Annotated in this window: 11 protein-coding genes, 1 tRNA gene and 1 CRISPR repeat array (1 of these 13 running past the window's edge); of the genes, 2 read left to right on the plus strand and 10 right to left on the minus strand. The window is 45.0% G+C overall.

The window, feature by feature from the left end:
* A CRISPR array of direct repeats spans positions 1-4,628; the repeat unit is 32 nt; unit sequence GTTTCAATCCACGCGCCCGTGATGGACGCGAA (it extends 1,912 nt beyond the left edge of the window).
* A gap of 256 nt (positions 4,629-4,884) precedes the next feature.
* Positions 4,885-5,175 carry a CRISPR-associated endonuclease Cas2 gene (cas2, locus tag ACR64J_RS06005; protein ID WP_435950957.1) on the minus strand — a complete coding sequence of 97 codons (291 nt, stop codon included), beginning with the start codon at positions 5,173-5,175 and terminating at the stop codon, positions 4,885-4,887.
* A gap of 38 nt (positions 5,176-5,213) precedes the next feature.
* Positions 5,214-6,245, minus strand: coding sequence for a type I-C CRISPR-associated endonuclease Cas1c (gene cas1c, locus ACR64J_RS06010; protein ID WP_435950958.1), 1,032 nt, complete (start codon positions 6,243-6,245; stop codon positions 5,214-5,216).
* 126 nt (positions 6,246-6,371) lie between these two features.
* Between cas1c and ACR64J_RS06015 the strand changes: the two genes are divergently transcribed.
* Positions 6,372-6,524, plus strand: coding sequence for a hypothetical protein (locus ACR64J_RS06015; RefSeq protein WP_435950959.1), 153 nt, complete (start codon positions 6,372-6,374; stop codon positions 6,522-6,524).
* Positions 6,525-6,563: 39 nt separating this feature from the next.
* On the opposite strand, the gene cas4 is transcribed toward ACR64J_RS06015, so the two are convergent.
* The 8 genes from cas4 to ACR64J_RS06055 all read right to left on the minus strand — a co-directional run bounded on the left by cas4 (position 6,564) and on the right by ACR64J_RS06055 (position 15,336).
* Positions 6,564-7,199 (minus strand): CRISPR-associated protein Cas4, encoded by a 636-nt coding sequence (gene cas4 / locus ACR64J_RS06020; RefSeq protein WP_435950960.1) that lies wholly within the window; start codon positions 7,197-7,199, stop codon positions 6,564-6,566.
* A gap of 84 nt (positions 7,200-7,283) precedes the next feature.
* A complete protein-coding gene (gene cas7c / locus ACR64J_RS06025; protein ID WP_435950961.1) occupies positions 7,284-8,180 on the minus strand; it encodes a type I-C CRISPR-associated protein Cas7/Csd2 in 897 nt (298 codons plus the stop codon).
* Positions 8,181-8,214: 34 nt separating this feature from the next.
* Positions 8,215-10,224, minus strand: a complete 2,010-nt coding sequence (gene cas8c, locus ACR64J_RS06030) for a type I-C CRISPR-associated protein Cas8c/Csd1 (RefSeq protein ID WP_435950962.1) — start codon at positions 10,222-10,224, stop codon at positions 8,215-8,217.
* Entirely contained in the window at positions 10,221-10,964 is a 744-nt protein-coding gene (gene cas5c / locus ACR64J_RS06035; protein ID WP_435950963.1) for a type I-C CRISPR-associated protein Cas5c, read from the minus strand. The genes cas8c and cas5c overlap by 4 nt, the downstream gene beginning before the upstream one ends.
* A 43-nt stretch (positions 10,965-11,007) precedes the next feature.
* Positions 11,008-13,632, minus strand: coding sequence for a CRISPR-associated helicase Cas3' (cas3, locus tag ACR64J_RS06040; protein ID WP_435950964.1), 2,625 nt, complete (start codon positions 13,630-13,632; stop codon positions 11,008-11,010).
* 178 nt (positions 13,633-13,810) lie between these two features.
* Positions 13,811-13,886 (minus strand) — tRNA-Arg (locus ACR64J_RS06045).
* A gap of 52 nt (positions 13,887-13,938) precedes the next feature.
* Positions 13,939-14,730: a hypothetical protein gene (locus ACR64J_RS06050; protein WP_435950965.1), complete on the minus strand. Its 792-nt coding sequence runs from the start codon at positions 14,728-14,730 to the stop codon at positions 13,939-13,941.
* A gap of 138 nt (positions 14,731-14,868) precedes the next feature.
* Positions 14,869-15,336 (minus strand): hypothetical protein, encoded by a 468-nt coding sequence (locus ACR64J_RS06055; RefSeq protein WP_435950966.1) that lies wholly within the window; start codon positions 15,334-15,336, stop codon positions 14,869-14,871.
* A gap of 253 nt (positions 15,337-15,589) precedes the next feature.
* On the opposite strand from ACR64J_RS06055, the gene ACR64J_RS06060 reads away from it, so the two are divergent.
* Entirely contained in the window at positions 15,590-19,765 is a 4,176-nt protein-coding gene (locus ACR64J_RS06060; RefSeq protein ID WP_435950967.1) for an exodeoxyribonuclease V subunit gamma, read from the plus strand.
* The last annotated feature ends 12 nt before the right edge of the window (positions 19,766-19,777 follow it).

A 19,777-nucleotide genomic window follows, 5' to 3' on the forward strand; every position in this document is an offset into this window, starting at 1 on the left:
GGACGCGAACTGGCGTCCAATGCCAATGCAAGCCGATACCTACGTTTCAATCCACGCGCCCGTGATGGACGCGAAGGCTAACGGTGCAGCTATCACAATGCTCAATAAGTTTCAATCCACGCGCCCGTGATGGACGCGAAAAGGCTAATCCGCTAGCGTTTTTGAATATTCCCGTTTCAATCCACGCGCCCGTGATGGACGCGAATCAGACTGGGACGCGCTGCCTGACGAGATCAAGTTTCAATCCACGCGCCCGTGATGGACGCGAAAATTCATTACCAAAAGGATGGTGTATATACATTGTTTCAATCCACGCGCCCGTGATGGACGCGAACTTGGCTTGGCTACACCCGCGCAGGTTTATGAGTTTCAATCCACGCGCCCGTGATGGACGCGAAGGTTGGATATTAGAAGACACCTTGGAGGGCTTGTTTCAATCCACGCGCCCGTGATGGACGCGAACCGTGCAGCTACTGCTAAGGACAGCATCATGAGTTTCAATCCACGCGCCCGTGATGGACGCGAAGACTCAGACCCAACACTTAATCCTGAGATATGGGTTTCAATCCACGCGCCCGTGATGGACGCGAAATTAATTCAGCACGACCTACACAATATCAGCATAGTTTCAATCCACGCGCCCGTGATGGACGCGAAAGCCTGCCGTAATACCCTTGATATTACTCATTAAAGTTTCAATCCACGCGCCCGTGATGGACGCGAAATGACGCTAAACAGCAAGCTCAGATTAAATTTAAGTTTCAATCCACGCGCCCGTGATGGACGCGAATAACGGCGAGGACAAAACAATCAGGCTGAATTTTGTTTCAATCCACGCGCCCGTGATGGACGCGAACATCGAAAAAAGGTTTTTGACAATAGGGCGGATGGTTTCAATCCACGCGCCCGTGATGGACGCGAAGCTATTGTTTTAGACAATCATTATGACAACCATCGTTTCAATCCACGCGCCCGTGATGGACGCGAATCAATAAAGCGTCGCTTGAGCTCTCAAAAAGAGTTTCAATCCACGCGCCCGTGATGGACGCGAACTAAAGAGTTTGGCTTAACCCATACTGACGCAGTTTCAATCCACGCGCCCGTGATGGACGCGAAAAGCCGTCTCTATTGAGATGGCTTTTTTTATGGTTTCAATCCACGCGCCCGTGATGGACGCGAAAAGCAGTCGTTGATCGATGCCAACAGCATTGCTGTTTCAATCCACGCGCCCGTGATGGACGCGAAAACAGCCAGCATCAACCAAAACGCTCAGAAGCGTTTCAATCCACGCGCCCGTGATGGACGCGAAGAAAGCTTGCGCGGGGATTCTGCGCCGAGCAGAGTTTCAATCCACGCGCCCGTGATGGACGCGAACGCTCGCTTATCTTGGGTGGTCAGGCGATTGCTGTTTCAATCCACGCGCCCGTGATGGACGCGAAGTCTTGTTAGGTCATACCACTACAGCGTAATTAGTTTCAATCCACGCGCCCGTGATGGACGCGAACTTTTTGGATAACAATGAATCGTTTATTATTAAAGTTTCAATCCACGCGCCCGTGATGGACGCGAAGCATTACAAAGATGCAAGCGGAATTGAATGTATCGTTTCAATCCACGCGCCCGTGATGGACGCGAATTATGACGGATAGTAAGCTCGATGTGAGCGAGAAGTTTCAATCCACGCGCCCGTGATGGACGCGAACGATAAGGGCGGTTTTTTAACGCCTGATGACAGGTTTCAATCCACGCGCCCGTGATGGACGCGAACGTGCTCATCAACAAAGTAAGACTTGGTAAAGCGTTTCAATCCACGCGCCCGTGATGGACGCGAATATTTATATGTGAACGACGCAACTGGTGAGCCAGTTTCAATCCACGCGCCCGTGATGGACGCGAATGAATCGAGTGAGGTTTGATTATGTTTGTCTACGTTTCAATCCACGCGCCCGTGATGGACGCGAACAATGCAGTTGATAATATTGATGTGTTATTTGATGTTTCAATCCACGCGCCCGTGATGGACGCGAATCATTTGGTCATCGGTCATTGCTCTAGTCACTGGTTTCAATCCACGCGCCCGTGATGGACGCGAAGGTGGCACTCCAGCGCAATACACAGGCAATATGTTTCAATCCACGCGCCCGTGATGGACGCGAAAAACAAGTACAAGATATTTGTTGACGGCATGATGTTTCAATCCACGCGCCCGTGATGGACGCGAAAAAGGTGTTGCTGGCGCTATCGCTAACACTGAGTTTCAATCCACGCGCCCGTGATGGACGCGAATCAGAGCAAGCAGCTAATGCACGTCATGCAAACGTTTCAATCCACGCGCCCGTGATGGACGCGAAACCTTTATGCCCACTGGCTTCCCAGCGCTAGACGTTTCAATCCACGCGCCCGTGATGGACGCGAACTATATCGAGGGTAGCTTACGCACACGTAAGTATGTTTCAATCCACGCGCCCGTGATGGACGCGAAGAGCGAGTGCCTTTATTTTTGGCGCTACTCGATGTTTCAATCCACGCGCCCGTGATGGACGCGAAAATGGACAGACAAGCAGAGCGGTGAGAAAAAAGTTTCAATCCACGCGCCCGTGATGGACGCGAAGATTGACAATCCTTACGTGCTTAGCATGAGCTTTGTTTCAATCCACGCGCCCGTGATGGACGCGAACCGAAATGCTCGCTAATATCCGCAAAATACTTGTTTCAATCCACGCGCCCGTGATGGACGCGAAGAGCCGCAATTATGGGGTGAGAGCGACGCTTACGTTTCAATCCACGCGCCCGTGATGGACGCGAAAATGGTGCTTGCTGACCTACAGATAACTAAATCAGTTTCAATCCACGCGCCCGTGATGGACGCGAAATTGGTGAGTCGTATGAGGTAATAGATTTTAGTGTTTCAATCCACGCGCCCGTGATGGACGCGAACTAACTGAATACCAGATTGCTTTATGTGGTGAGTTTCAATCCACGCGCCCGTGATGGACGCGAAAATGCAGACGATATTATTGATGCGGAGATAATCGTTTCAATCCACGCGCCCGTGATGGACGCGAAGACGTAACTCGTAATTTAAAAATACTGGCAGATGTTTCAATCCACGCGCCCGTGATGGACGCGAAGATAGTATCATTTGTGCCCTGTAAATTAGCACATGTTTCAATCCACGCGCCCGTGATGGACGCGAATTATAAGGTAACAAGTAATGTTGACTTAGCTAAGTTTCAATCCACGCGCCCGTGATGGACGCGAACGATAACAGACCACCATCAGCATCAGTTAAAAAAGTTTCAATCCACGCGCCCGTGATGGACGCGAATCCAAAGCGGGTAGCGACTTTATCAAAGGCTATGTTTCAATCCACGCGCCCGTGATGGACGCGAAACGCTTCGTCACCAGATGGCGGGACGCTATAGTCGTTTCAATCCACGCGCCCGTGATGGACGCGAAGCAGTAGAAATGGCGAGGTTGCCGATCCAAAAGTTTCAATCCACGCGCCCGTGATGGACGCGAATTTTGGTCAACTGCTACGTGATATTGATAGTGTGTTTCAATCCACGCGCCCGTGATGGACGCGAATGACATGGTACCGTATGGCGCTTATGTTGCGATGTTTCAATCCACGCGCCCGTGATGGACGCGAATTAACTGCGTCATCGTCAACACGTCGCGCTTCCGTTTCAATCCACGCGCCCGTGATGGACGCGAATTATCGATGACGCTGCTAACTATGATATGCAAGTTTCAATCCACGCGCCCGTGATGGACGCGAAGCCATTGTTGCTGGGTTTGTATTTGACCATGCGGTTTCAATCCACGCGCCCGTGATGGACGCGAACGCTTCGCAGGCTTCGCGGGTTGATTCGACGGCGTTTCAATCCACGCGCCCGTGATGGACGCGAAGCGTTTTTTCGTGGGACTTCTACATAAGCGTAGCGTTTCAATCCACGCGCCCGTGATGGACGCGAATACATATTAGCGCCTTAACATAGATGCCGCAGGGTTTCAATCCACGCGCCCGTGATGGACGCGAAGCCCTGCATACGCGCTTTATGCTCATGCTTGGGGTTTCAATCCACGCGCCCGTGATGGACGCGAATACATATTAGCGCCTTAACATAGATGCCGCAGGGTTTCAATCCACGCGCCCGTGATGGACGCGAACGATTGGCTGGAGATAGAATACGAGTTTATAGTGTTTCAATCCACGCGCCCGTGATGGACGCGAAGCTAACGCCCCGACTACGCGGCGCTATCGACCAGTTTCAATCCACGCGCCCGTGATGGACGCGAACCAGGGCGGCAACCGGTCCAGAACTGCCAGACGTTTCAATCCACGCGCCCGTGATGGACGCGAACATGCTGATGGGTTGCTTGCTGCTGTGCAAGCTGTTTCAATCCACGCGCCCGTGATGGACGCGAACCAAGTACCCTCACCACGTTTGTCATCACAGCGGTTTCAATCCACGCGCCCGTGATGGACGCGAAATTCAGCGCATGCACAGTATGCGTCGTTTTAGCGTTTCAATCCACGCGCCCGTGATGGACGCGAAAACGATAGGCGGCATGTCGTCTGCTATCCAAAAGGTTTCAATCCACGCGCCCGTGATGGACGCGAAAGCCCCTAGTCTAAGTCGCTAATAAGGTTAAGAAAAAACCTTGGAATTTGCGAACGTCTAAACTGTAGGCGAATTTGGCAAGCTTATCACTTACCAAAGCTTTATTATAATAAAATAAAGGTAGTAAAATCAAGTTGTTAAATAGCATTGCGACCCCTTTGCGAGTCTCCTAGAGGTTTTATGTACGCTATAGGTTCGCATTGACCTTATGACAGCCAGATAGTAAGTTTAAAAGCGGTTGTAAATGATAAAACGACTAAAACAGCAAGACATCGTTTAAGTCTAGCACAGGTTTTGCTCCGATATGTTCTACTTTATTTTGCCAGTTTTTACCAAGATAATAGTAGCGCAAACTATCAATACTGTGATCAATGGTATCTTCAAGGGTGGCACGAAGTCGCGTCCACTCAGCAGGATTGACCTCAATTTCAAACACTGAATATTGCACACGCTGTCCATAGTTCAAACAATGCTTGGCAATGTGACGCAGACGTTTAGCGCTAGATGCGCCCTCAGAGCTGATATCGTAAGTGACCAATACCATCATAATAAGCTTCCTTGTTTATTTATTCCTTATACAACAGCTTATTTCCAAAGAAAAGGAATATAAGCATCGATATCACCCCTAATATGACGCGCCATAATCGTCGCCTGCAAATGTGGTAACAAACCAAAGGGTACCGTTTCCTCAAACCATTCATGATATATAGTCTGCTGCTTACGGTCATGCCATGCCTTAAAAAAGGTCTGCCTTGCTTCATCCCTTAGCCACACCGCGCCACTGGCCTCTGTCTTAAAGTCAGATTTACTTAATTGCTTTTTATTAATTAAAGACAGTACGAATCTGTCAGCCATAGGACGAAATTCCTCAACCAAATCTAATGCAAGAGAAGGGCGGCCGGGGCGCAGTTGATGGAATACCCCGCAAGCCGGATCAAGTCCTACGGCTTCAAGGGCACTACGGCAGTCATGGGTAATTAAGGTATAAGTAAAAGAGAGTAGGGCATTGATTGCATCAGTAGGTGGATTGCGAGTGCGTTTAGGAAAGCTAAAATCAGCATTGCGAATAAAATGCGGGAACACACTAAAATAAACGCTTGCCATTTCACCCTCACGGCCTAACAGGTCGGACAAGTTTTGCGTAGCTAGTATTTTATTGAGACCGCGCTCTAAACGCTGCTGTGCGCCATCCAAGCTTTTAATCGTAGGCTCATCTAACTGACTTTTGTAATCGCGCAGATAGCGGCGAATCACTTGGCGCTGATTGTGGACTTTACCTAAGATAATGCTATGACAGATAGGTTGCACGCGCTCAGGGTCATCACTAATGCGATACTGCTCACGGCGAAGGAGTACATTGCCACTGACCGCACCTTCGATACGCGCTTGAAACTTACCGTATTGATTAAGATGGGTAATGGTAATGGCGTTATCAGTACAATGCGCCATGAGTGCTGGTGATATCGACACTTGACCAAAGCAAACGATCGCATCGAGCTTATGAATAGGGACGCGACCTTTGACCTCATAGTCGATATTCATGACCACGTTTTCGCCTTGCTTATTCAGCCATGCGCCTTGGGTTTGAACGAATAAAGTGTTTTTTAACGGGCGCATAGGGTTTCCTAATCATTATTTTTGAGCACTTAATGGTGTTTTTATTTTGAATATAATTTTGGGTAATATACTAAAAGTATGCTAGGTTAAATGGACTACTTCTCAACTATTATCAAGGAATAAAACATGAGTAATTCTAATAACGAAGCTGATATGCAAAACCCTAACAAAGGGTCTGACGGTACTAACAAAGCTTATGACCGAGCGCAGGGCAATAAAGGTAAGCAATTAAATCCACAAGAGCCGAAGAACGATGCGCAGCCGCAACAAAAAGATTGATAGCTGCAAATCTTTAATCCAACATACTATGTTAATAAATTAGTGATCGGTTTCTTCTAAACTGGTCACTATTTTTTTGCTTAACCAAGCCTTAGCATCCTTGTTAAAAATCTTTGGATGACAGATATCTTTGAGCGAGCAATTACGACATTTACTGGTGCTATAAGTAGGCTTTGGCGTCTGCCCACTCTCTATAATATGTCGACAGTCATTGATAGCATCTAGGGTAATTTGCCGCAGCTTCTCATCGAAAGTTACATTATGACGGCGACGGGTTTTACCATAAAACAGTGCGCCCTCACTGACGGTACAATCATGCATATCTTCTAAACATAGCGCTTGTGCGCACAGTTGCACTTCATCAGCGCGGTGCGATTTGGGCTTGCCGCGTTTATACTCGATAGGGAAAGGCATTTGCTGCCCGTCCGCGTCAGTATGATACTCAACGACATCAGCCACGCCTTCTAGTCCTAGTGCCTCGTGACCTAGACGCAAAGTACGCACGGTCTTTATATCACCGCGCGTGTCATGCCCACCCGAGTTGACTTTTTCATGCATGACCTGACCTTCAGCGGTAAAGACATTCTCCTCCCACGCGCACTCAAGCTCTATCAGCGCAAACTGGCGCGGACAGAATAGATAGTGTTGCAAGCGGGATAGGTAGAGGGTTTGCATGGTTAGTTTGACTCTGAAATTATAATGAGTTTGAGCAAACCTTACTTAATAGGGTCTGCTCAAGTGTTAAAGTTTAAGTAAAGTTTAAAACCCTTCAATAACCTCAGGCTCTAATCCCTCTAACGCTGACTTTAACGCGTCTTCATCAAATGCGCCTGTAGTATCAAGCAACTCTTTTAGACTACGATGAACCTTAGCCGATGAATACTGACCTGACTTACTGTTATGCTCCCACCAAATAACCTTTTTAACTTGCATACTACCCTCAGGACGAGCCGATGATGCATCACCTTCAAACAGCTTGGGTAAAATCTCTTTTATCTTTTCAGCGTCGCTATCACTAAAGCCAGTCCGTTCTGCCAATTGCGGGGTAATCGCCCCATAAGTGACATAAACACCTTCATCAACGCGGTGCTTCATGCCCATGGTATCGCTACCTTTTTTGGTACCGTCACCTTCACCGCTGACACTTTTGGTGATTTGAGTGCTGGTAATATCGACAGGCTGTAAGCTAAATGCCGATTGAATGGTGACAGGGCCGCGGATAGGGATAGATACGCCATCTGCGCCTTTAGTATCTGCTTTAAAAGCAAATACTTGACCAAAGGCACGTACATCAAACCATTTATCACAAGCTTTTTGTGCCGTTTCATCACGTTTGGCTTCGATATTCTCTTTTTTATTGGCTTCAAAGGCATTCTTACCCAAGCCAACATCTTCATCGTAAGCACGGTTTTTTAGACTGGTCATACCATCGGTTTTTTTCTCGTCCGACTGGACAAAGATCTCTTCATCAGACTCTTGCAAGCGATCACGGATTTTACGTTTTAAGCAAACATCTGTGATTTCACCATTACCTGCAAAGTCAGTACGAGGACGGTTACCATTTAATGGGTCACCATTTGGGTTGGCGTTGTTAACGCCAATGATTAGGGCGAAGTCAATTTTACAGTCGATGGAGGTTTGTGTATTTGTTGTCATAGTATTCCCTTATTAATTATTAGAGTGAGTTTTTTTAATTTATATCGGCAAGTTCGTCTTCGGAAACTTCACCTGTATCATCCTTACTTTCTTTTAATACCCATTTTCCTTTTTCAAGTTTATGCTCCAGCAACCACTTTGTCTGTAAGTCATAACCTAATAAAAAATCAGGATCTAAACGCTCATTTTTAGTGAAGTCTTCATTATTTTCTAGCAAAGCTTCTATATCCTGAATCAATCGCATATATGCTGACTCTAAAGGTGGCACTCGACCAATTAAACGCCTTTGATATGGTGGGAGGTATTCTATACGTAACATCATCCATACTTGACTGGGTTTCTGAGTAAATCTCTGCATATATTTAAACGCATTAGTAGGTCGTCTTGGTTCACGAGCTAACTGTAATGCTAGCTCTTCTATGCGATTCGCTACTGCCAGTAAACGACCAAATAAATAACTGCGATTGGTATTATTGTCATCTAAGTTCACGCTAATACTCCGTTGTTGGTTCCGATGTAAAAAGCCTCGATAAATAGCGCAGAAGACGGTAATATCTTCATGCCATAATTTTAGTTTGGTTAAGTGCTTTACACTGCTATCGCCAGTACGATCATGATACGGGTTAATCGCTTTTTGATAGCAACTATTAATAATATCTGTTGGAAAAGGGGTGGAGTCTGCTATGCAAGGCAGTATACGTTGATATAGAAGTCGTCTTTGTCTTTTAGCAGAATCAGTAGATTTACGACCATACAATACTTGCGATAACTTATATACATTTGGCGATAATACAACATACTGAAGCTTTTCATTTGATGTTATAGGCGTCTGCCAACTAAAATGAGTATGCCAATCGATAAGATTGTCATAATAATCTTTAGGATTGGTTTGTTGATAATAGGTAATTGCCGCTCGTCCTGTCGTTGAAGCAGTTAAAGCAATAACGGATAACTGTTTAACATCTGATTGCGCTAGTTTTTTGTAATAACCGTATAGGTAGTTACGAAAAACTTGTCCTTGGTGCAATCCTATGTTTTGGCTAATATCTTTCGCATCCTCTTCAACTTCTTCCTGTACATCTAACTGGTTTAGATTAAATACGCCGAATTCTTCTACTGGATTGACTAAGGGCTGAATCACCTTTTCATCGGTTGCTGCCCACGCCACTATACCTAGACCATCACTATTGTACCCTTGACGTTTTAATAACCATTCGAGTGCCGCGTGGGCTTTGTCAGAGTACAGCTCACTAATGTTTACCGCTTGAAGTACATCGCCCTTACCATTATCTGTAAATTTTCCACGGAACGTGTAGTTCGCACTGTCATTACTCGATACTAGCTTTGCACCATGCTCTCCGTTTAAAAACCCTTTAGGATGAGTTGTAGTTACCTTTAATGTCTTACCCGTTGCGTAGCATAAAGCGAGCTTGCCTTCTAAAGCTTCACAAACATTCTGCCAGCTTTTAAACAAACTATTATTGTTGATTGTCCAAGATTCAATTAATGCATCACCATTAGTAGGCTGTATTCTCCAAAGCACAATAAACTTTGGTTTAATAAGCGTATTGCTTTTGTCGAAAATATCAGATACTTGGCTATTAGGATTATTTTTTAGGTCACAAAGTAGTGTTTCTTTTTTGACATAATTAAGAACGGCTTTAGGTAATATTTGATTATTATCAAGCTCAACCCAATTAGAGAGCAGATCAACATAAGCACTAAACGCTTTTTTATTCGACTTATCACTATAAGTTTCAAAGTCTCCTGCAATATATTTAAATTCATCGCAAAGAGGGTGAGGAGCTATGCCGCTGGTACGAGAAGAAGAATTTACAGTTACAGGTATAATTCTTGATTCAGATATCGGTTTATTGTCACTAACAATATATTCTGCTGATATAAAATCACCACTCTCATTTAAGGTAATAATAATTTCTGACTTTTTATAAATGTGATAATATGGACGTAAGGCAACATCATTGGTCAAGTCAATGTTTTGAGCTTGCTCATAGGTATCATATAAATGCTGTAACCAACTCATAGTGTCTCCTGCGTTTTGCTAACGCTTAGCATATTGTCATCAAGCTCAAATGCTTTAGCAGTCATTTCTCTTATAAACCGATTGGGTAAACCATTGTTAGCATCCTCTACCAAATCATCAGACGGCTGAATAAACTCAATAACTCCGTACCTCATTGTTGGTTGCCATAATCTTGCATGTAACTCATCAATGCCTGTCTCATCAGGATAAGCGTAGCTATGAAACATAGTACCGTAGCTTAACTCATCAATATCATCATAACTACCATGACCACTACCAAACTCACATGGCTCAACATAGCCTTGGCACTCTCTTGTGCCTAAGAATATATCTTGGCGACCGCCTTTATCCACCATACGCTGGGCGATACTATAATGCTTGCCATCGATGCGATCAGCGGCAAGCTCTGGGCGGTGCATGTTCCACTCAAAATGCGCTTGCACCTGATAAGCGACATCATGCAAATAGGTATAATAAGTTAAATCATTCAGTTTTTTCTTTGTTGGTGAATAGAGCATTGGTTTGACACCTTTGGTTTGCGTACGGATAGGATTAATTACGCGTACTTTATCAATGTACCAAATCAGCGTCGGTTTCCAGTAAATACTTTTGCATACACCTTTTAGTGCTTCATAGGTTGGTAGATGGTAGCTAGTCTTCTCACCACCGATACGTGTTATGGGATCGGTGAACAATGCATATCGACCTGTTAATAAAAACTCAATACTATTTTTTGGCATATAACTTCCTTATTCCGAATGAATTTATAAATTTTGCTAAACTTTAAAACATGCTGCATTCTGATGTGCTATTACCTTCTACGTTTAAACCAAATTCTTCATCATAATAAGACTCTAATGGTAGAACATAAATTCCTGTATCTAAAACCTCTCGTCTGGCTGCATGGATTGCATCCCAATCTTTTGAAAATACATTTACGGTATATTGCTGAGCCTGTCTTACTATTTTATAAAAATCAGCATCAACATAGCTTTTACCTAATAAATCTGTAATTAAACCTTTCCCATTGCCATACGGTACAATGACTGATTGAGTGGGTGCATCAATTGCTTTAAATGCTCGTCCTGCCTCCATAAAAGATTGTGATAATAATGGCGATAATATCTCAGTATCACGACCTTGATTTAATGCGCTAGGATTAGCTTCATTATCGCTAAGCCAGTTTAAGATACTATAACCACTTCGGCCATCTTTAGAGGGTTTGCCAGTTTCATCAGTTGGATAACTCATAAAACGGCTAATGTCTTCATGTTGAGTGAAGTATGAAAAATACTGCGTTATATAATCAGGATGTAGCAAGCTTTTATTCGTTGGGTTATCTTTGATTTGATTAAGTATAAGTTGGGTGCGTTCTTTACCAACTTTAATGGTGCGTAATGAACCTAACGACTCTTTATCGGGATTAACGATAAAAACCTGTCCTTTGGTAGGAGCGCCGTTCTCATCCCTCATTTCACCATGTCTATTACACCGTCCTGCCGCTTGCGCAATACTATCTAATCCTGCCAAAAAACGTATTACTGTGCCAAATGAGATATCGACGCCTGCTTCGATAAGTTGAGTAGAGACCACTAGGGTCGGCAAATTATTATCTAAACGCTGACGTATAGTATTTAGTAATATTTTACGGTGTTTGGCACATTGTGAAGTGCTTAAATGATAAACTTTTGCATCATCCATATCGCTTGTGCTTTTTAAGGTTAGATACAAGTTTTTTGCCCATATTTTCGTATTCACTATAATTAGCGCACTTTTCGAAGTCTCAAATTTCTGATTAATAAACCTACTCATTTCTTCTAAGTTTTTACCTGTCAGAGTTGTTTCATCATGTACTTGAACACGCTCTAATGCATTGAACACTTTATGCAGGTTGTCTTTATCGCCTGTTATTTCATAGTCCTCTTTAAGATTTAACCGCCCTTTATGACTTTGAGGGAGTTTATCGAGTATAGGCTGTGTTGCGGTACATAGCACCGCTGTAGAGTTAGCATAACTGGTCAAAAAGTTAATGGTGTTACAGAATAAGTAATAGCAATTAATAGGTAAGGTTTGAATTTCATCAAATATCAGTACCGCACGGCTCAATTGGTGCAAGCGTCTGACGCCTTTAGTACCACCGCCAAAGCAGCTCTCTAAGAACTGTACCATCGTGGTAAAGACAATCGGTGCATTCCAATTATCCATAATGAGCTTACTTTGCCATGTTTGTAAATCAGGCTCTAAGTTAGAGTGCTGCTCTAATACCCATTTTCCATCGTAACTATCATCTGCTCGCTTTTCCTCTAAGATATCTCGTACTTCTTGAGCATTTTGTTCAATAATACTGGTAAAAGGGATGATATAAATGATGCGGTCAAGATTATGGCGTTTAGCGTGTTGTACAGCAAAACGCAGACTAGCAAGTGTTTTTCCGCCACCTGTGGGTACAGTGAGCGTATAAATAGCTTGCGGTTTCTGCCCTGCTTCTAAGCAAGTTTGAGCAATACGATTACGTTGTTTATTAATTGGGTTTGGAGGGCTTTGCACCGCTGTATTAGAAAAGTCTCGATATAGGGCTTCGATTTTAGCTATAGCGAATTTCCAGTCTGGCCGATGGTAATCTAAAAGACAGGCTTGAATTGGGTGCTCAAAAGCAATGCTATTACTACGGTCAGCATCAATCAAACAACTAAAGAGTAGACGAGTATAAAACCCTAGATTAAACTCTGCTACTTTTTTGCTATTACGATAATTATCATAATAAGATTTAGCTAATAAAGGTACTTCTGCTTCAAAAATTTGATTGATAACTTGCAGCGCATGCGTTTTAATATCTTTTTCCATTGATGCCATGCACTCAAGTACATTAGAGTGTCTATTTTCCTTACGAAGACGCTTTTTAAAAGCCTCCTTACCACTTTTATCTATAATATTTATTAAACCACTATGATGAGAGAATACACAAATAGACAGGACTTGACCTATTAAAAACCATTGATCAGCTTTCAATTTTTTGTCAGAAACCTGAAGGTCATGAATTAAACTGAACAGAAACTGTCCGCCAGCTGTAGAATGATCAACAGAACCCCTTGTAGGTTTGTCTTGTAACTTTAAAGCCTCGAAATCATCATCTACCGTTTCGCTTCCTGACTTAGCTTGGTCATGAGCTACACATAGTTTAATATAGGTCTGAAACGCTTGACTATACTTGCCTAAATCATGAACTAATCCAATAAGTTCACCTGATAAAGGCAAACCAATCTTAGTCGCTAAGGTTTTGGCTATCTCTGCTGTACCTGTCAAGTGGGCATAGAGTGATTGCTCCGCACCATCACTCTTACGCACATGAGCGATAAATTCTTGCCCAGCATTATCTAATCTTAAGTTTTGAGTACTTGTGTTTTTCATGACTGTAATTTAGTCCAGACAGAAGTTGTATAAATAATTTGTTCAACAATAGCCCAAAAATTATATAGTTACAATAGAAAGATAAGATAGTTACGACAGCAGATGTCGCTAATAGATAAGTAGGCAACAAAAAACCCCGCATACCTTAATGATAGGTCAATACGGGGTAATATATACTTGGTGCGCCCACCAAGACTCGAACTCGGATCGATCGCTTAGGAGGCAACTGCTCTATCCTGTTGAGCTATAGGCGCATTGAGAGGTGAGGCTATTGTAAAAAAGTGATGAGTCAAATGCAAGTTATGCTTATTGACCATTTTGTAATATATCAGTGACTTCTACGTCCTCTATCACGCCGCTTGAGGAGTCATTGAACAGATCATCCATGCTGTTGTCATAGCCATCGATATTACTATACTCGTAGTTATTCAAAATGTCTTGTCCTACGCTTGAGAGCAAAAAGTTACGCAAACTGACAGCCCCTGGGTTGTTGGTCAAGATGACACCATCTACAGGCTTGGAGGCTTTTATGGCATAGCTAAACGAGCTGAGTGTTCGAGCCTCATTGTTGTCAACTTGCGTACTGCCGTCTGCTTGTATCTGATTATCACCTATCTGGTTTTCATTAAGCTCAGACTGCGCCTCATCTATGAGGGTTTGGAGTGCTGATAGACGCGCATCATCTAGGTTGCTATCAGCGATAATGACATCGATTGTGGCTTTGAGTGGCTGCGCAAGATCGCTTGTATTCTGGGACACATCAACGGTTGGCAGGGTAAGGAGCTGCGCGCTTGGGACATAACGCACCGAGGGTTTGACACTTGGGTAGCGCGCTTCAAAACGTGCAATAATGTTATCAAGTGCGGGCTGCAGTCTGTTTTCTGCTTGTATATATAGGACGGTCGTGGCGACTTCATTACCACTATCAGGATCCTTTTGCTCATTGGTTGTAGCACTTATCATCGCACTATCGCTTACCATCACAGGTAGCGGATCCATGTTTTTACGGTTACTTAGCCAAAGCCAACTCAATAGGCCGATGATTACGAGCAATAGCAGTAGCGCGATAGCTATGAGTACGCGTTTGTAGTCTTTCATAGAAGTGACTTATTTAATAGTAAGAATAGGCGTTTAAGTGATTATCTACCCAGCGTTTTGCTTAGTCTCTATCAGTGCCAGGATCGAGTGTTCAACAGACCCTAGACTATATGTAGAGCATGAGTTCAAAATACAGCTTTAAAGGTCTAAAACCTCATCGATCAATTCTGCAAGCATTGTATCGAATATATCTTTATTATTTAGAGGCTCAGAATTATTTTGCGCAGGGGATGATAACACAATTGACTCAGTTGATGACGACCCTGTTTGGTGTACGGCAAGCGGGGACTTATGGTTATCTACTAAGTGTTTAATCCAGTAATAGCCTTGCGTCTCCCACCAAGCTTCAAACCGAGCAAGCGTACTCCCGCGTACTGCTTGAGGCAGATTAAGAGTGCGTAGCTTCGCCGCGAGTGTTGGGTCTGCTATAGCCTGCATTCGGCTAAGATAAAGCTCGTCTTTATCTCCATCATAGGGCTTGCGACGCCTCCAAGCTGCCGCGTCAACTTTCATACGCGGCAACTGCCATAGCACGCCGCGGTAGTAGACGACGTACAAGCGCCTTTTTGGATTGACAAATATCGCATCTATAGGACGTAGCGGCATAGCTTGAACCTTTCATTATCAACCATACTCAAAATATCTCTACGACGTTGGTTGTCGTACATGTTTCATCAGCGCTGTCAGATACTGGTAAAATGCATCTATCGGTGGCACACTAAGACGCTTTGCATCCTGTGCTATGAGCAAACAATATAATAGCAGAAAATAAAATGTAGACACGCCTGCGATGCACAATTAGCAGTAGATAGTGTGTTTAGCGTCAATATTAACCTCTTTTTAGTTGATAAGATCCTCTATGTTTACCATTATTCAGTCCCATTTGACCGAACGCCTTGTCGAGCACTTACTGACGGCTTATCAGTCCAAAAACCAAGGTATCTTTGATGAGTTTATCGTCATTGTACCCTCAATGGTGCTCGGTGATTGGTTAGATAAATCTATCGCCAGTCAGGCAGGTATTAGCACTTTGGTTACGACGACGTTTTGGGGTCAGTATCAGTGGACATTGATGCAAAAGGTGCTATCTGCACACAACGAGTGGCTGGTAGTCAATGAGCGCGCGCATGACGCTTTATCTGTGCCTGAGGTCGCTGTACTCACAGGATCAGTTATGCAGTGGCGTTTGTTTGGCTACTTTACTTATTATCAAAGACAGATAATCGCTGATGACACTCATCCTTTGCATCCGCTATTATCGGCGCTGCTCGATGACAAGTCGGACTCAAGTCAGCAGGATATACGGCTTTGGTCTTTGGCGACTGATTTTGCTCGAGTATTTAGCCGCTATCTTACGCACCGCGAGGATTGGCTTACGCTATGGTCACAAGATAAGCCGGTCGATGTCGAGACCCTTATCAAGGATAAAGATGAGCTGGCAAAACTGTTCGATGAGCATGCTGGCATGACGCCTGAGTGGCTGGTTGCGCATTATGTCGAGCTTGAGCGCGCGCAGCGTCATTTGTGGCGCTTATTGTTTGCTCTAGTCTATGAGCACCGGCAGGCGATTGAAGTGCGCTTTTGGCAGATTATGAAAAGTGCCAAAGACGGCAGCGGTATAGAGACAGGGGTAGATGTCTTCTCAATACTGCCAAAGCAGCTGCATATCTTTACTTTGCAGCAATTACCGCAAAACGAGCTTAATTTTTTGCAAAAGCTATCGACTTACTTTGATATTACTTTATTGCATTACAATCCATCACAGCTGTTCTGGGCGGATATTGTCGATAAGCAGTGGTTACAGCGTCAGCAGGTCATTAACCCAAAAAGTGTGTTTTTGCGTGATCACGGGCACACGCTATTATCGCGTTTGGGTAAGCAGTCGCGTGAGACTTTTGCGATGCTGGCGGGACTGGATAATAATGATAACAAAGACGGCTTTGTGCTCGATTGGCAAGACAAATTTGAGGTTGCAGTCAGCAACTTGCGCCCGCTTAGTTTACTGGCAAATTTACAGCAAGATATCTTAATGCTTGATGAGAGTGCGACTCAGCAGACGACTGCGGGACGTTTAAGCGCCGCACTCGGCGCGCAGATGCAGCTAGATCTAGACGATAGCGCCTTGGTTGATGAACATTCGATTAAAGCCGATGTGAGTAAAAGTGGTCATAGCCTGAGCCAAAATAACCTAGATTCTAACGACTCAAATTCTAATAATTGGTTTAGCGACGATAGGTTACAAGACAAGCGTTACGAGCAAGCACGCCAGTGGCCATTGTCACAATACGACAATAGCCTAAGCATTCACTCTTGCCATAGCTTACAGCGGCAGCTTGAGATACTGCGCGGCATGATTGGGCGCTGGCTAAATGAGCCAAATGACGATGGGAGCGCCCGCCACGTCTCTGATATCGTTGTATTACTACCTGATGTCGAGCGTCATCATGAGCTGATTAGCTCAGTATTTGTGAGCGGCGAAGGGCAAGATGGTTTGACGCTACCTGCGAAGGTGACAGGAGTGGTCGACAAGTCGATTCGTCAGCTTTGGGAGGCGATACGCGGGTTTTATGGTCTGCTGGGTAGTGACAGCGCACGCTTTGAGGCCGCTGAAGTGTTTGACTGGCTTATGCTACCGCCTCTATATGAGAGCCTAGGACTGACTCATGAGCAGATGAGCCGCGCGTGTGACTTGCTGGCGCAGGCGGGGTTTGTACGCGGGTTTGATGAGGCGCATTTTCAGCAGACACTAGATACCTCTGACTACGATTATCGCTTTAGTTTCGCCTACGCGCTCGATCAGATAGCGCTAGGACTGCTGATGCCCGAAGCCAAGATTAGCGGTTGTCTGTATCCTGAGCACTGGTCGGATAAGGCCTTGGCAGAAAAAACGATACCCATCTCCTCTATCAGCCTAGCGGACGCGCCCATCATCGAAGCGCTGTGCCGTATTCATGCAGGCGTGCATGCCTGTCGTGATAAGTATCAATCTCGCCACAAAGCTGAGGAGTGGCTTGGCACGATCGAGAACACCATTATCCATCCTTATTTTGGCGCTTTAGATCAGACGCGTCCTATGCGCGCTATCTTTAACGCGATGAATGGCTTTAAGAGTAGTCTACGTGCCAACCGCCATTATCAGCAGTACCGCGTTAATAGTACTGATGAGGGGCTGGCAGTAGAGGATAATCAGCACGTTGAAGCAAGGCTTGCACAGGTGAGTAACTTGACGCTTAAGCTTAGCTTTATGCTTGATAGTATCGAAGATGAGCTTGAGAGTCAGCAAGTGAGTGCTGAGCCGACAGGGGTGATCACCTTTGGTCGTTTTGGGGCGCTACGCAACGTACCTTTTGGCCTTGTGGTGATGCTCAATATGGATTTGGCTGAGTTTCCTAATCGTGACCGCGACAATCGCTATGATCTGATGAAGTCTGGGGTGGCGCGCCGCGGGGATAGATTTAGTGAAGACGACGACAACGGCGCGTTTTTGGATGCTATGTTATGCGCGCGCAGTGCCTGCTGGATATTTTATAACGGTCAGCGCTTAACCGATACCCACGAGCATCTGCCTGCCAATCCAGTGAGTGAGCTACTACAGTTTTTAAAAGGTGAGGTGCAGTGGCAGTGGGATCCACTAGCGCGCGCACATAACGACGTTGATTTTACAGAGCAAGTGCAGCGCTATTTGCCTAAGCTTATCGAGCAGTGGCTGGTGACGCGTCACTCCGCGCTACCATTCGCACCAGAGATATTTGTAGAGCCAGAAACATCCATATCACAATCAGATACGACAGAAGATGACGCCTACATTGTCATGCTCACGCAAGCGATGACAAAGGAAAAGCTCAATCAGCAGCGCGCACATGCACCCGCGCAAGTTTGGCAACAGGTGTTTAATCGCCTGCAAGCGCAAGAGCGTGTGACCAACACGCCACCGATTAAGGTTAAGCTACCGAGTAAGGCCGACTACCAGGCCATTGCCGCGCGCATTTTAGCTCATAAAGAAGCAATGGATACGCCTTTTGATATCATACAAGTAGATATGGAGCACCTATATTATCAAGCGCGTCATCCGGCCAAGCACTTTTTACGCGAGCAGCAGGTTCATATCGTTCTGCCAGAGGACGACACTATACATCAAGAGCCGTTATCGCTCTCAGGTCTGAGCGCTTATACCGTCAATACTCAACTGCTTACCGCGCTGCATAGCAATCATAGTGATAGTGGCAATACTTCTACAAGCCTTCTTTACAACCCAGTCATGCCAGCAGGGGTCGCGCGCCAGTCCACCTTGCGCTATCAGCAGCGCAAAATGGATCAGCAGTGCGAGGATTTTTGTAGTGAGCTTGCCGCTTTAGGTATAGATATAGATGTAAATAGCCTGATTACCCCTTGTAGCGAGACCATAACTTTAGTACAAGCCCCTGACATGAACACTCAAGGCCAATTGACTCTTAAGGGGGCTGCACCAAAGCCTGCGCAGTCAGTCAGTCTTTGGCTCAATTTACTGCCTAATAGTGCACGCACGCAATATCTATTGCGGTTTTGGCTGGCGCATCTGTACTGGCAAGTGGCGCGCGGTACCACAACAGAGCAGGTCATAGCCGAGGATGGCAAGAGTATCTGGCGCTTTCATAAGTCTACAAGCGAGCACGATTGCTACAAGAATAAAACCACGTTTGTACTTATGCCAATAGACTGTGAAACGGCGCAAAACGAGCTACTTAAATGGGTACGCTTTGCTCATATCGCGGGCAAGACGCCGCTTATTATACTGCCCGTGCACGCCCTTACTTATTTGCATAAAGTAAAAAAGGCACAAAGCGAGGATACGCCGTACCAGCCAAAACCTAATGACTTTGATAGTTGGCTACGACCCAATCCTAACCATGATACGGTTTTTGATACCTGCGCGCAGCATGAGCTGTGGCAGTATATTTTAGATAAGCAGGATAACTACTCAGCGCTAATGGATGCTCTGCCAGCGCTGACCTCACCGCTATTTGATACGATGCACAGATCCTTACAGCCGCTATAAATATGTGTCATC

Origin of the sequence: Psychrobacter sp. DM8 (assembly GCF_051307025.1) — a bacterium.
Taxonomy (GTDB): domain Bacteria; phylum Pseudomonadota; class Gammaproteobacteria; order Pseudomonadales; family Moraxellaceae; genus Psychrobacter.

Bases quoted from the DNA above. Each gene is read 5' to 3' on its own strand.
- cas2 (WP_435950957.1), bottom strand. From the start codon at position 5,175: ATGATGGTATTGGTCACTTACGATATCAGCTCTGAGGGCGCATCTAGC.
- cas1c (WP_435950958.1), bottom strand. From the start codon at position 6,245: ATGCGCCCGTTAAAAAACACTTTATTCGTTCAAACCCAAGGCGCATGG.
- ACR64J_RS06015 (WP_435950959.1), top strand. From the start codon at position 6,372: ATGAGTAATTCTAATAACGAAGCTGATATGCAAAACCCTAACAAAGGG.
- cas4 (WP_435950960.1), bottom strand. From the start codon at position 7,199: ATGCAAACCCTCTACCTATCCCGCTTGCAACACTATCTATTCTGTCCG.
- cas7c (WP_435950961.1), bottom strand. From the start codon at position 8,180: ATGACAACAAATACACAAACCTCCATCGACTGTAAAATTGACTTCGCC.
- cas8c (WP_435950962.1), bottom strand. From the start codon at position 10,224: ATGAGTTGGTTACAGCATTTATATGATACCTATGAGCAAGCTCAAAAC.
- cas5c (WP_435950963.1), bottom strand. From the start codon at position 10,964: ATGCCAAAAAATAGTATTGAGTTTTTATTAACAGGTCGATATGCATTG.
- cas3 (WP_435950964.1), bottom strand. From the start codon at position 13,632: ATGAAAAACACAAGTACTCAAAACTTAAGATTAGATAATGCTGGGCAA.
- ACR64J_RS06050 (WP_435950965.1), bottom strand. From the start codon at position 14,730: ATGAAAGACTACAAACGCGTACTCATAGCTATCGCGCTACTGCTATTG.
- ACR64J_RS06055 (WP_435950966.1), bottom strand. From the start codon at position 15,336: ATGCCGCTACGTCCTATAGATGCGATATTTGTCAATCCAAAAAGGCGC.
- ACR64J_RS06060 (WP_435950967.1), top strand. From the start codon at position 15,590: ATGTTTACCATTATTCAGTCCCATTTGACCGAACGCCTTGTCGAGCAC.